Annotated in this window: 11 protein-coding genes and 1 pseudogene; 8 read left to right on the top strand and 4 right to left on the bottom strand. The window is 41.1% G+C overall.

Annotated elements, in window-relative coordinates; genetic code table 11:
- From HYI04_RS13545 to HYI04_RS13525, 5 genes and pseudogenes are all read left to right on the top strand, one after another.
- Positions 1-117: pseudogene (locus HYI04_RS13545) on the top strand (IS982 family transposase); the annotation flags it as partial.
- Positions 118-237: 120 nt separating this feature from the next.
- Positions 238-627: a hypothetical protein gene (locus HYI04_RS13540; RefSeq protein ID WP_178896271.1), complete on the top strand. Its 390-nt coding sequence runs from the start codon at positions 238-240 to the stop codon at positions 625-627.
- A gap of 793 nt (positions 628-1,420) precedes the next feature.
- Positions 1,421-2,482, top strand: a complete 1,062-nt coding sequence (gene hppD / locus HYI04_RS13535) for a 4-hydroxyphenylpyruvate dioxygenase (RefSeq protein ID WP_062034383.1) — start codon at positions 1,421-1,423, stop codon at positions 2,480-2,482.
- Positions 2,483-2,646: 164 nt separating this feature from the next.
- Positions 2,647-4,047, top strand: coding sequence for an amino acid permease (locus HYI04_RS13530; RefSeq protein WP_004981288.1), 1,401 nt, complete (start codon positions 2,647-2,649; stop codon positions 4,045-4,047).
- Positions 4,048-4,076: 29 nt separating this feature from the next.
- A complete protein-coding gene (locus HYI04_RS13525; protein WP_178896270.1) occupies positions 4,077-5,303 on the top strand; it encodes an amino acid aminotransferase in 1,227 nt (408 codons plus the stop codon).
- Between the two features lie 251 nt (positions 5,304-5,554).
- Here the strand turns inward: HYI04_RS13525 and HYI04_RS13520 are convergent, their stop codons facing one another.
- Positions 5,555-6,376 (bottom strand): IclR family transcriptional regulator, encoded by an 822-nt coding sequence (locus tag HYI04_RS13520; RefSeq protein WP_178896269.1) that lies wholly within the window; start codon positions 6,374-6,376, stop codon positions 5,555-5,557.
- 185 nt (positions 6,377-6,561) lie between these two features.
- Between HYI04_RS13520 and fahA the strand changes: the two genes are divergently transcribed.
- Genes fahA through HYI04_RS13505 form a run of 3 tightly spaced genes read left to right on the top strand, consistent with a single transcriptional unit; the run spans position 6,562 to position 9,102 of the window.
- Complete coding sequence (gene fahA / locus HYI04_RS13515) at positions 6,562-7,845, top strand: fumarylacetoacetase (RefSeq protein WP_178896268.1); 1,284 nt, start codon at positions 6,562-6,564, stop codon at positions 7,843-7,845.
- Between the two features lie 21 nt (positions 7,846-7,866).
- A complete protein-coding gene (maiA, locus tag HYI04_RS13510) occupies positions 7,867-8,505 on the top strand; it encodes a maleylacetoacetate isomerase (protein ID WP_178896267.1) in 639 nt (212 codons plus the stop codon).
- A 21-nt stretch (positions 8,506-8,526) separates the two neighbouring features.
- Positions 8,527-9,102, top strand: coding sequence for a VOC family protein (locus HYI04_RS13505; protein WP_058952186.1), 576 nt, complete (start codon positions 8,527-8,529; stop codon positions 9,100-9,102).
- Positions 9,103-9,369: 267 nt separating this feature from the next.
- Here HYI04_RS13505 and HYI04_RS13500 read toward each other — a convergent pair whose 3' ends face one another.
- The 3 genes from HYI04_RS13500 to arsB all read right to left on the bottom strand — a co-directional run bounded on the left by HYI04_RS13500 (position 9,370) and on the right by arsB (position 12,345).
- On the bottom strand, positions 9,370-10,437 hold the full coding sequence (locus tag HYI04_RS13500) for an ArsO family NAD(P)H-dependent flavin-containing monooxygenase (protein WP_178896266.1): 1,068 nt from the start codon (positions 10,435-10,437) through the stop codon (positions 9,370-9,372).
- 154 nt (positions 10,438-10,591) lie between these two features.
- Positions 10,592-11,296, bottom strand: a complete 705-nt coding sequence (gene arsH, locus HYI04_RS13495) for an arsenical resistance protein ArsH (protein ID WP_058952187.1) — start codon at positions 11,294-11,296, stop codon at positions 10,592-10,594.
- A gap of 5 nt (positions 11,297-11,301) precedes the next feature.
- Positions 11,302-12,345: an ACR3 family arsenite efflux transporter gene (gene arsB, locus HYI04_RS13490; RefSeq protein ID WP_178896265.1), complete on the bottom strand. Its 1,044-nt coding sequence runs from the start codon at positions 12,343-12,345 to the stop codon at positions 11,302-11,304.

Below are 12,345 nucleotides of genomic sequence, written 5' to 3'. Positions count from 1 at the left end.
TTATGGCATTTAACGCATAGAATTACGCGTAAGATTCTTTCACATACCATTGCAGTAATTTTAAATACACGATTAGGAAATCCACCTTTACAACTGGAAAGCCTTATTCAAAGTTGAGATTGGCGTAAGATTCTAATTTTTTGTCTCATAAAGTCACCTTTAAATTATAAAAATCCAATATACAATTTTTCTATTAGTGTAGAATTCAACATAGCAATCTAAATGAGATAAGCAGACATGGATTCAAAGATAAATGTTGCTGACTTTTGCAAGAAACATCAGGTTGACAGAAACCTACTGAATTACCAATTAAGTCGAAAAAGAATAGAAAGAGACGAAAACAAGAGGTTCAATGAACAACAAATGTTGAAATTACTCAATATCAGAAAAGAGGACAATGTTGAAATTCAACACTTAAAAGAACAAATAAATTTACTCAAAGAGCAACTAGCCCAAGAACAGCTTCACAATTTAAAAATGCATGAAAAATTCGAGAACTTGAAAAATAATGCGCTACAAACAGCTATAGGTGTATGCTTAAACCTGCATCCGATAACGCAACCTTTTGCACATTCAGCTCAAATGCTTGTAGGCCAATATTTAAAAAATAAAACTAAAGGTGATTGATCATACAAACATAGAATGAGATTAAATATTCCTATAGTACTTTTATTTTTTACGGTATAATTTACGGTAAAATAAAACAAATAAATAAATATTTTATTAATTTTCAATATCATAAAATAACAATTCGAGTCCCGCAGAGCGCACCATTTTATGGTTGTTTTCAACCTCTCTATGCCTAATCATAAACACTAAAAATTCGATTTATCACATGTGATACTAATAATCCCCTTCAAACTTGGACGCTGATTCAACAGCCGCTCAAACTCGCTCGCGGCGACACCTACATCTGGGTTTTCAAATCAGGTCTAACTAAGTCAAACTGTTCTAGAGACTTTACAATTAATTTTCGTGCTCGAATCAGTTGTTTGGCTGTTTAAAATAGCTGTTCTCAACAGATGCACGGAATGAGCCAAATTCCATACACAATTTTTCCCTTCTATTTTAGTGCTATAGCACAGATTTCATTCTGAAATCTTGGTATAACAAAGCGCCCCTATTTTAAAAAATATTTTTATGAATAATATTAATTTAATTTATAGGTCAATCATTTGCCAATTTTATTTATTACGTAATCAAATTACGTATTGAATAATAATTTAGATCAAGTATGATGAATTAAAACTTCTACACTTGCTCACTCAACATTGAGAATGCTGCTGAACAAGTGCCCCATTTCAGACAAACGGACTTGTCTCTCTCGCTCTAGAATTGTAGCGACCAGTCCGTTAGCTCTGAAAGGAATCGTTAAAAAGATAAGCAATAGGATTGCTTAAAAAAGAAATGAGGACGTTGTATGAATGAATTAGCCAACCCATTAGAACTGTGTGGATTCGAATTTATTGAATTTGTTTCTAAAGATGGTCAGCTAGATGCGGTGTTTGAAACCATTGGGTTCAGCAAAGTGGCAAAACATAAGTCTAAAAATGCGTATTTATGGCGTCAGGGCAAGATTAATATCATTCTAAATTATCAGCCTGAATCATATGCAGCTTATTTCTATAAAGAACATGGCCCTTCTGCCTGTGCAATGGGTTTCCGCACCAAGAATGCGGCAAAGGCATTTAAAAAGGCGATAGAAATTGGTGCTGAACCAATTTACAACCAAGTTGGTCCGATGGAGCTAAATATCCCAGCAATTAAAGGGATTGGCGGCTCTCCTATTTTCCTCGTCGATTGTGACATTTACCAAAATGACTTCATATTCTTTGATGATGTACCCTCTCATCCTGTCGGCACAGGTTTATATGAAATCGACCATTTGACCCATAATGTGTATAAAGGCCGTATGCAGTATTGGTCTGATTTCTATGAAAAGATTTTTAACTTCCAAGAAATTCGCTACTTCGATATTAAAGGTGAATATACTGGCCTGACGTCCAAGGCACTCACGGCGCCAGATGGCAAAATCCGTATTCCGCTCAATGAAGATTCGGATAAAGGAAATGGTCAGATTGCCGAATTCCTCAATGAGTTTAACGGTGAAGGCATTCAGCATATTGCCTTCATTTGTGATGACCTGATTAGCACTTGGGACAAGTTAAAAGCTTTAGGTGCCAAATTCATGACACCTCCGCCAAATACCTATTATGAAATGCTAGATGAGCGTTTGCCTAACCACGGTGAACCTGCTGATGAACTACAAAAACGGGGCATTTTGCTGGATGGCAATACTAAAGACGGTAATAAACGCCTCTTGTTGCAAATTTTCTCCCAAAATATGCTAGGCCCTGTCTTCTTTGAATTTATTCAACGTAAAGATGACGATGGTTTTGGTGAAGGCAACTTTAAAGCGCTATTTGAGTCGATTGAACGCGACCAAATTAAACGTGGCGTTTTAGATGTATCTAAAGCTTAAACGATTTCTAGAATTTCCCTGTACATATAGTTTTATGTACAGGGAAATTTAACTTTTGTGCAAGAACTATACTCGTAAAATTAAAGTCTGCTCCGATGACAATATAAAAATAACGAAACATCATCATGGTTCAAGGCTTTATCTCACATGGATGAAGAATAAAAATGCAGCACATTGAACAAGGAAACCTGAAAAAAGGTTTAAGTAATCGTCATATTCAGCTCATCGCTCTCGGTGGTTCTATCGGCACAGGGCTCTTCCTCGGTATTTCACAAACCATCAAACTCGCAGGACCTTCTGTTATTTTAGGCTATGCCATCGCAGGCCTTATAGCCTTTCTCATGATGCGCCAGCTCGGTGAAATGATTGTGCATGAACCCGTGAGCGGTTCTTTTAGTCATTTTGCTTATAAATACTGGGGCAAATTTGCGGGCTTTATGTCTGGCTGGAATTATTGGGTACTGAATATTTTAGTGTGTATGGCTGAACTCAGTGCTGTCGGCCTCTATATCCATTACTGGTGGCCTGATATTCCAACGTGGGTTTCTGCTTTGGGTTTCTTTATTTTCATTAATGTCATTAATTTACTGCACGTGAAATTATTTGGTGAAATGGAATTTTGGTTAGCCATCATTAAGGTCGTGGCAATTATTGCCATGATTGCTTTTGGTAGTTACTTGTTGGCCAGCGGTAGTGGTCATAGCCAGTCTAGCTTACAAAATTTATGGCAGCTCGGCGGCTTCTTCCCCAATGGTATTACAGGTTTAGTGATGGCTATGGCCATGATTATGTTTGCTTTCGGTGGAATTGAACTGGTAGGTATTGCAGCAGCAGAGACAGATAATCCTCAGAAAACTCTCCCAAAAGCCGTCAATCAAATTGTTTACCGCGTCTTATTGTTTTATATCTTGAGCTTGGTCGTAATTTTGTCGCTTTATCCATGGAATATGATGGCTGAAGGCGGTAGTCCTTTTGTATTGATTTTCGACTCTTTAGGCAGCCAGACCGTGGCCGCTGTTTTGAATTTTGTGGTTTTGACTGCGGCTGTTTCTGTCTATAACAGCACCAATTACTGTACCAGCCGAATGCTGCTTGGACTAGCACAACAAGGTAATGCCCCAAAATTTTTAAGCAAAATTAATCCGCGTGGTATTCCTGTAAATGCCATTATGGTTTCAGCTTTCTTTACTTTAATATGTGTTCTGATTAACTATTTATTTCCTGAAAAAGCATTTAACTTACTCATGATGCTGGTCGTAGCGGCTATTGTGATTAACTGGGTCGTGATTTCTTATACACATTTAAAGTTTAAAAAAGCCATGAATCGCATGCAGGTAAAAACTCACTTTCCAAGTGTGGCCTATCCATTTACCAATTATTTATGTATTGCCTTCATGGCGAGTATTCTGCTCATTATGAGTCGTAGCCCAGATATGCAAATTGCAGTTCTCATGATTCCTGTCTGGATCGCGATTTTACTGACGGCTTATCTCTTTAAACGGAAGCAAGAAGATCATGTTGCGTTGCTTGAAAAAAGTAAAATCACTTCCTTACCAGAAGCGTAATATCGTATTTATCATATTAGGATGTATTCATGTTTCAACATATTGATGCCTATGCAGGTGACCCGATTCTTTCTCTGATGGAGGAATTCAGCAAAGATGCGCGCCAGAATAAGGTCAATCTCAGTATCGGACTTTATTATAATGAAGATAATATCGTGCCGCAGCTACAGTCGGTTCAAAAAGCCTATACTCATTTAATTCCAGACTATGACAAAGTCCGAGTCTATTTGCCGATGGATGGGCTCAAAAGCTTTAATCAGGCTGCACAAGAACTCATTTTCGGTCAGGCGAGCCCTGCCCGTCAGCAAGGGCGTGTCGTCACCATTCAGACTTTGGGTGGTTCTGGTGCACTCAAAGTGGGTGCAGACTTCTTGAACAAATACTTTCCGCAGTCCGAGATCTGGGTCAGTCAGCCGACTTGGGAAAACCATATTGCGATCTTTAATGGCGCTGGTGTTCAAACCCATTTCTATCCGTATTACGATGCGGACACCCATGCCGTAAATCTAACTGCGATGCTAGATACCCTAAAGCAGCTACCTGCTCAAAGTATCGTACTACTGCATCCTTGCTGTCATAACCCGACAGGTGCAGATTTAGCACCTCATGAATGGGATCAAGTGATTGAGGTTCTAAAAGCAAATGACTTGATTCCTTTCTTGGACATGGCCTATCAAGGTTTTGGCCAAGGCTTGGAGCAAGATGCTTATGCTATCCATGCGCTAGATCGGTCTGGTATGAACTTTATTGTCAGCCATTCTTTTTCCAAGATTTTCTCCCTATATGGCGAGCGCGTTGGTAGCTTAAGCTTTGTCTGTGATGACGCAAACATTGCCCAAAATGTATTGGGTCAGCTTAAAGCGACAGTCCGTCGCATTTATTCTAGCCCAGCAGCTAATGGTGCGTTATTGGTGAGTCAGGTATTAAATGACACAGCGTTGTCTCAGCTATGGCAGTCTGAATTAGAAGAAATGCGTCAGCGCATTTTACTGATGCGTCGCTTACTTGAAGACAAACTCACTCAAGCGCTACCAGATATGGACTTTAGCTATCTGACCCAGCAACAAGGCATGTTTAGTTATACGGGCTTAAGTGCAGAACAGGTCGATTTGCTGAAACACGATTATGGTATTTATTTAGTCCGCAGCGGCCGTATGTGTACTGCTGGCCTGAATTTAAACAATATTGATTATGTGGCCGAATCGATGGCAACTGTGCTTAAAGCTGCAAGTTCCACTGAGTCTGTGCTTGCTTAAGATATATCATGTTTACTTAGGCTTCTCACTCTAGGGTTAGAAGCCTTTTTTATCGTTATTTTTCAGAACTTGAATCAAGGCAACCTAAGTCTACGGGTTTCAGCTTAACTATCTATTTCATGCCCCCTTTCTTTTAGACAGTGCGGCAAAAAAATCAAATATTTCGACTGTCTGACTCCACAACCCCATAAAAAAATCCACCAGAGGGTGGATTTAAAACTTAATTCATCTTTTCAATGTAAGCGACGCTTTTATATGGCAGCAGCTGGATGAAATAAAGCATCGATCTGTCGCTGTACGCCAAGTACATAATCAATTGCTTGCTGCATTTGTCCTTCGGGTAACTGATCTTCTGTGCCAATACAAGTAATGACATGATCCAGTTGCTGCGTGAAATTAAAGACTGGAATACTAATCGCATTGATCCCAGCCATCATATCTCCTGTGACTGAAGCATAACCTTGACTCAGAATTTTCGCTTTCAGTTCTAAAAAATCTTCCCAATTTGCAGGATACTGCTCTGGTTTAACGCTACTTTCCCATTCTTTTTCCAATAATGGCTTGATGATGTGCTCAGGCTGGAAGCAGGCATGTAAGCGCCCTGTCGCAGATTTCAGCAGCGGCATGCGTGAACCGACTCGAGTAATAATATTAAAGACATGGTTAGATTCTAGAGACTGAACCACGACCGCGCCATCGGCAAACCATTTACTCACATGAATACTGCAATTCAGATGTTGCTGAATGTCCTGAATATAACGCTGGCTTAATTCCAGCATATCTGTTCGCTTGAGTGCATTCACCCCAAAAGCATGTGCGCGCTCACCTAAACTATAACGCCCATCAGTTAATTGCTGAGCATAACCTTTACGAATCAAACTCACCACATAACGGTGTACTTTGGCCGGGTGCATGGATAAAACTTCGGACAGCTCTTTTAACATCATCGGTGCATTATGTGCGGTCAATGCATCTAATACGGTTAATCCAACTTCCAGAGACTGAACCCCTCCCTGTATTTTTTCTTCCTCAACACTCATCGCTTTACCCTGCATAGCTGCATTAGTTGTCATAACTCCATTGGTGAATTGTACTACTTAAATCAAAAATGTGAGCCATCTAAACCTGACTCTCTCATTCAGAGTAGTACAGTTTAATAATTTACACTATTCATAAATAAATTATTTATTGCGTAATTTTAAAATATAAGTATGATTCTATCTAGAACGTAAATTTTCCACGGAAAGGATCAATATCCATGAGCAAACGCTTGAAGTCATTTGTTGAAATTGCTGCACATTCAGATTTCCCGCTAGAAAACCTGCCTTATGGCATTTTTAGTGAAAAACACAATTCGCAGGCCCGTGCTGGCGTAGCACTGGGAGAATGGGTGGTTGATCTGGCGGTACTGGAAGCGCATGGTTATTGCAAACAGGCAGATGGCAAACTGCTCTTTAATCAACCGACACTGAATTTGTTTATTGAATCAGGTCAAGCCAATTGGTCTAAAGTCCGCGCAGAATTACAAGCTTTGTTGTCCGCAGATAATCCTGAACTTCGTGACAATCAGGCCCTGCGTGATCAGGTTTTCTTCAAACAATCAGACGTCAAAATGCATATGCCTGTACACATCCCGGGCTATACCGATTTCTATTCATCTAAAGAACATGCCACCAATGTCGGTTGCATGTTCCGTGACCCGAAAAATGCGCTGCTGCCCAACTGGTCAGAACTCCCTGTTGGTTATAACGGTCGTGCCAGCTCGGTCATTGTGAGTGGTACAGACATTGTCCGTCCATCAGGACAAATCAAGCTGTCAGATTCAGAACGTCCTGTATTTTCTGCTTGTCGTAAACTCGACTTTGAACTTGAAACTGGTTTTATCGTAGGTAAATCAAGTCAACTGGGTCAACCTGTTTCAATTGAAAACGCTTGGGATCATATTTTCGGTATGGTGCTGTTTAATGACTGGTCTGCACGTGACTTGCAACAATGGGAATACGTGCCACTTGGTCCGTTTAATGCCAAAACTTTTGCGTCGTCCATTTCACCTTGGATTGTGACGCTAGAAGCACTTGAGCCATTTAAAACCAGTTCACCTGAACAAGAACCGAAACCTTTGGCTTATCTACGTGAAGACAACAGCAGCAACAGCTATGACATTCATCTTTCGGTAGAAATTCAGCCTGAGAATGACGACAAAAGTGATGTGATCTGCACAACCAACTTTAAATATATGTATTGGTCCATGGCTCAGCAGCTCACACATCATACGATTGCGGGCTGTAACTTGCAGGTCGGTGATTTGATGGGTTCAGGGACCATTTCAGGACCAACTCCAGATTCTTATGGTTCATTGCTCGAAATCACATGGAATGCCACCAAACCTTTAATGCTATCAAATGGCGAACAGCGTAACTTCATTCAAGACGGCGATACCGTCATTATAAAAGGCTATTGCGAAAAAGATGATTTACGGATTGGCTTTGGTGAAGTCAGTGGCAAAATTCTGCCAGCAGTGGATTTTGGTTTTACCCAATAATTGCAGACTAGGATGTTGCTGATGAAACTGTATACCTATTTTCGTAGTTCTGCGGCTTACCGAGTTCGTATTGGCCTGAATTTAAAAGGTCTGACTGCTGAACATGTACCTGTCCACTTAGTCAATAATGGCGGTGAACAGCATAGTGAAAGCTACCGTGAGCTCAATGCAAGTGAGCTGGTGCCCACATGGGCAGAGCAAGATTTTGTCTTGACCCAATCGCTAAGTATTCTTGAATATTTAGAAGAAAAATTCCCAGACACGGCCCTGCTCCCTCAAGACTTGCAGCAGCGTGCTTTGATCCGTGCATTTAGTTTAAGTATCGCCTGCGACACCCATCCGCTCAACAACCTACGGGTACTTCAGTATCTGGTGGGTACATTGGAAGTAAGTGATGCGCAGAAAATAGCTTGGTATAAACACTGGGTTTTAACGGGCTTTAAAGCCCTTGAAGCACAGCTAGAACAGTCAAATGGCAAATTCTGTTTTGGCAGTCAGCCGACCCTAGCGGACTGCTGCCTGATTCCACAAGTCTATAACGCTCTACGTTTTAATCTTGATTTATCCGATTATCCAAAAATTTGTTCGATCTACACCCATTGCAACACTTTAGAAGCCTTTCAACACGCTGCACCTGAAATGCAGCTTGAAGCCTCTTAAGTTTTTTATAAGGATATAAAAATGACCATTCAAATTGAAAAAATCCACCACGTGGCCTACCGTTGTAAAGATGCCAAAGAAACGGTGGAATGGTACAAAAAAAACCTAAATATGGATTTCATTCTCGCCTTTGCTGAAGACCATGTCCCTTCAACCAAAGCCTTTGATCCCTATATGCACCTATTCCTAGACGCAGGAAATGGTAATGTTCTGGCTTTCTTTGAACTGCCAACCCAGCCTGAAATGGGCCGTGATGAAAACACCCCAAAATGGGTGCAGCACATTGCACTCAAAGTCAAAGACCGTCAGGCACTGATTGATGCTAAAGAACACCTAGAAGCCAATGGCATAGAGGTCTTGGGCATTACCAATCATGGTATTTTCCACTCAATTTATTTCTTTGATCCAAATGGTCATCGTTTGGAACTGGCCTATGACGATGAAAAAGCGCCACAAAAAATTGCCATGATTACAGAACAAATGAAATATGACATGCTGGAAGAATGGAGCAAAACCAAACGCGCACCGCAGCATACGCACTTCCTACATGCAGATGAATTAAGCCAAAACTCTCGTACCGCCAAAGTAGACGCTTAAGTCTGGCGGAAGTTGTGCTGATGGTGAATGCCTTAGAGGCAACTTCAACGATGATAAAAAACGCAAAGCAGCTTCGGCTGCTTTTATGATTTAAATAGATAGGATTTCTTATTTTAATTAGCTACTTAGAGTACCTTAAATCTCCTATCAATCATCAATAATTGCTTTCCATTTGCTTCACGGCGAATCCTATTTCCGTCCTCATCCGTATCGAATCAAATTGTTCATGCATGAAACCTGTCTATGCATCCCTTTAAACTTATAGGTTTAAGCACCAGTCAAATAGGCAGCAATTTCATCAGCCGCAGCTCTTGCTGTTCTGGACACTCCAATTAAAGTCGCCGATGCCATGCCTGTCCACTCACCATAGCCAACCAACCATAAGTTATTTACTTTCATTGAACGCCCATTATGAACAGCAACCGTTTGATCAGGCTCTACCACACCAAGACCTCTTAAATGATTAAGTGCAGGGTTAAATCCTGTACACCAAATGACAGCATCTACCACTTGTGTTGAACCATCAGCCCAAATAACCGAATGCTCAGCAAATGCTACAAAAGGCTCTCGACTGTGCAAAACTCCTCGTGTTCTTGCCTCTTTGACACTGTCAATCATGACAATATCTCCCAACCCACCTGCGAGCTGTTCCAAACTCCGACCTTCCTGTTGTGCTTTTAAACGCTCCGTTGCACGAAGAAACAAGACCCGCCCATCCACATCATCTGATAAAAATGCTGGTGCTGTCATCGTGACCCAAGTTGTTTCTGCCACTTTTGAAACTTCGGCAAGAATTTGTGCGCCTGAGTTACCACCACCGACAACGATGACTTTCTTATTTTTAAAAGGCGCTGCATTGACATAGTCCGCTGAATGAAGCTGTATTCCTTTAAATTTTTCACGTCCAATATCATTAGGAATATGAGGCTGGCTCCATGTACCTGTTGCACTGACCACAGCCTTTGCCCGCCAATATTGATCTCTAGCATACACATCTAAATAGCCATCTTTTTGTTCAATATGATCGACATGGACTGGCCGAATGGTCGGAAATTGATAGCGTTGCTCGTATGCCGACAAATATTCGATCACTTCATTTCGCGTTGGGTAGGTGTGTTCAGTCGTTGGCATCATCCAACCCGACAACGAACTCCATGTATGCGGTGAAAAAAGACGTAGCGACTGCCATGCATGCAGCCATGCACCGCCAGCTTGCGATTGATCATCTAAAATCACAAATGGAACTTTTTTACGTTTGAGAAAATAAGCTGTAGCAAGTGCCGACTGACCACCACCAATAATAACCACATCGACTTCTGCTTGTAGTTGTGCCAAAGCCACTCTCCCATTTGCTATAGTGAAACCATATTCATAATTAAAAAAGCCCAGTCTATTCAACAAACTAAGTGACTTTTAAAAACTGATCAAATCTGTAATTGGGCTTTTCAATTGCACAAGCTACTTTTCAACATCTTTGATCATCTAGAGTTTATAAACTCCGTTGATTAACACGCTTAGATAATTCTTCTGCCGACTCTTTTCGCTCTGAATAACGGTCTGTGAGGTACTGACTTTGCCCACGCGTCAGTAGCGTGAATTTATACAGCTCCTCCATGACATCGACAATTCGATCATAAAAAGCTGAAGGTTTCATCCTGCCATCTTCTTCAAACTCTAAAAAAGCTTTGGGAATAGACGATTGGTTTGGAATGGTGATCATCCGCATCCAACGGCCTAAAATACGCATCTGGTTTAAGCTGTTAAAAGACTGCGATCCACCACTGACTTGCATGAGCGCCAAAGTCTTGCCTTGGGTTGCACGAATCGCACCACCTGCCAATGGAATCCAATCAATTTGTGATTTAAAAATTGAACTCATGGAGCCATGACGTTCCGGCGAACACCATACCATCCCTTCTGCCCATGCGAGTAGGTCATGCAACTCTTTAACTTTGGGATGCTCAGTGTCCGCATCTTCAGGTAAAGGCAAGCCCTTAGGATGAAAGATTTTTACTTCAGCACCAAAATGCTCCAAAATACGCCCAGCTTCCATCACCGCTAATCGGCTGTATGAACGCTCACGGTTAGAGCCATAGAGCAGCAAAATACGTGGTGGATGATCCAACTCTTTAGCTTGTACCTTTTCTAAAGTCGGTTGATCGAGAAGATTCATATCTACATTTGGGAGAATCATAGAAATTACACCTCTGCTTTAAAAAACTTTTTTCTAAGCCACAAAGACACACTGACCAAAGCAATCAACACTGGTACTTCAACCAATGGGCCGATCACCGTGGTAAATGCGACTGGTGAAGCTAAACCAAAGGTCGCAATCGCGACAGCCAGCGCCAATTCAAAGTTATTTCCCGCAGCTGTAAAAGAAATAGCTGTGGTTTTAGGATAATCGTTCCCCATCCATTTGCTCATGAAGAAGCTGATGAAGAACATCACGATAAAGTAAATCGTCAATGGAATCGCAATATGCAAGACATCCATCGGTAAGCTCACTACGTCGTTCCCTTTGAGACTAAACATCGCCACAATCGTGAACAATAACGCCAACAAACTCAGTGGACTGATCTTCGGTAAAAAGACATGTTGATACCAATCCAGACCTTTAGCTTTTACTAGAGTGAATCGCGTCATAAAGCCAAGGAAAAATGGAATTCCCAAATACACCAGTACCGCATGGGTAATGGTCCAGAAATCGACATTGATCACTTGCCCTGCAACGCCAAAATAAGGCGGTAAAAAGGTCAAGAACAACCAAGCATAGGTACTGAAGAATAAAATCTGGAAGATACTGTTAAAGGCCACCAATGCAGCAACATATTGGTTATCCCCACAGGCTAAACCATTCCAAACCAAGACCATGGCAATACAACGAGCCAGTCCTATCAAGATTAAGCCTGTCATATACTCTGGATAGCTATGTAGAAAAATGATGGCTAATGCAAACATCAGAACAGGTGCTATCACCCAGTTCTGTACCAAAGACAAAGTTAAGGTTTTTTTGTCTTTAAACACTTGTGGTAGCGCGGCATAATCCACTTTAGCTAATGGTGGATACATCATCAGAATCAAACCAATCGCAATTGGAATATTGACGGAATCCACACTCATTTTATCCAATGCCACTGAGGCTTGTGGAAAGAACACACCTATCGCTATTCCGAACCCCATCGCAATAAAAATCCATAGCGTGAGGTTACGATCTAAAAAGGATAATTTTTGTTGAGCCAT

This window comes from Acinetobacter sp. SwsAc2, assembly GCF_013391465.1.
GTDB classification, from domain to species: Bacteria; Pseudomonadota; Gammaproteobacteria; order Pseudomonadales; family Moraxellaceae; genus Acinetobacter; species Acinetobacter johnsonii.
The sequence above is the reverse complement of the archived record's forward strand: the minus strand, read 5'-3'. Positions and strand labels throughout refer to the sequence as shown.

Excerpts from the sequence above, each read along its gene's own strand:
- HYI04_RS13520 (WP_178896269.1), bottom strand. The coding sequence starts at position 6,376 with ATGACAACTAATGCAGCTATGCAGGGTAAAGCGATGAGTGTTGAGGAA.
- HYI04_RS13525 (WP_178896270.1), top strand. The coding sequence starts at position 4,077 with ATGTTTCAACATATTGATGCCTATGCAGGTGACCCGATTCTTTCTCTG.
- fahA (WP_178896268.1), top strand. The coding sequence starts at position 6,562 with ATGAGCAAACGCTTGAAGTCATTTGTTGAAATTGCTGCACATTCAGAT.
- arsH (WP_058952187.1), bottom strand. The coding sequence starts at position 11,296 with ATGATTCTCCCAAATGTAGATATGAATCTTCTCGATCAACCGACTTTA.
- hppD (WP_062034383.1), top strand. The coding sequence starts at position 1,421 with ATGAATGAATTAGCCAACCCATTAGAACTGTGTGGATTCGAATTTATT.
- maiA (WP_178896267.1), top strand. The coding sequence starts at position 7,867 with ATGAAACTGTATACCTATTTTCGTAGTTCTGCGGCTTACCGAGTTCGT.
- HYI04_RS13530 (WP_004981288.1), top strand. The coding sequence starts at position 2,647 with ATGCAGCACATTGAACAAGGAAACCTGAAAAAAGGTTTAAGTAATCGT.
- HYI04_RS13505 (WP_058952186.1), top strand. The coding sequence starts at position 8,527 with ATGACCATTCAAATTGAAAAAATCCACCACGTGGCCTACCGTTGTAAA.
- arsB (WP_178896265.1), bottom strand. The coding sequence starts at position 12,345 with ATGGCTCAACAAAAATTATCCTTTTTAGATCGTAACCTCACGCTATGG.
- HYI04_RS13540 (WP_178896271.1), top strand. The coding sequence starts at position 238 with ATGGATTCAAAGATAAATGTTGCTGACTTTTGCAAGAAACATCAGGTT.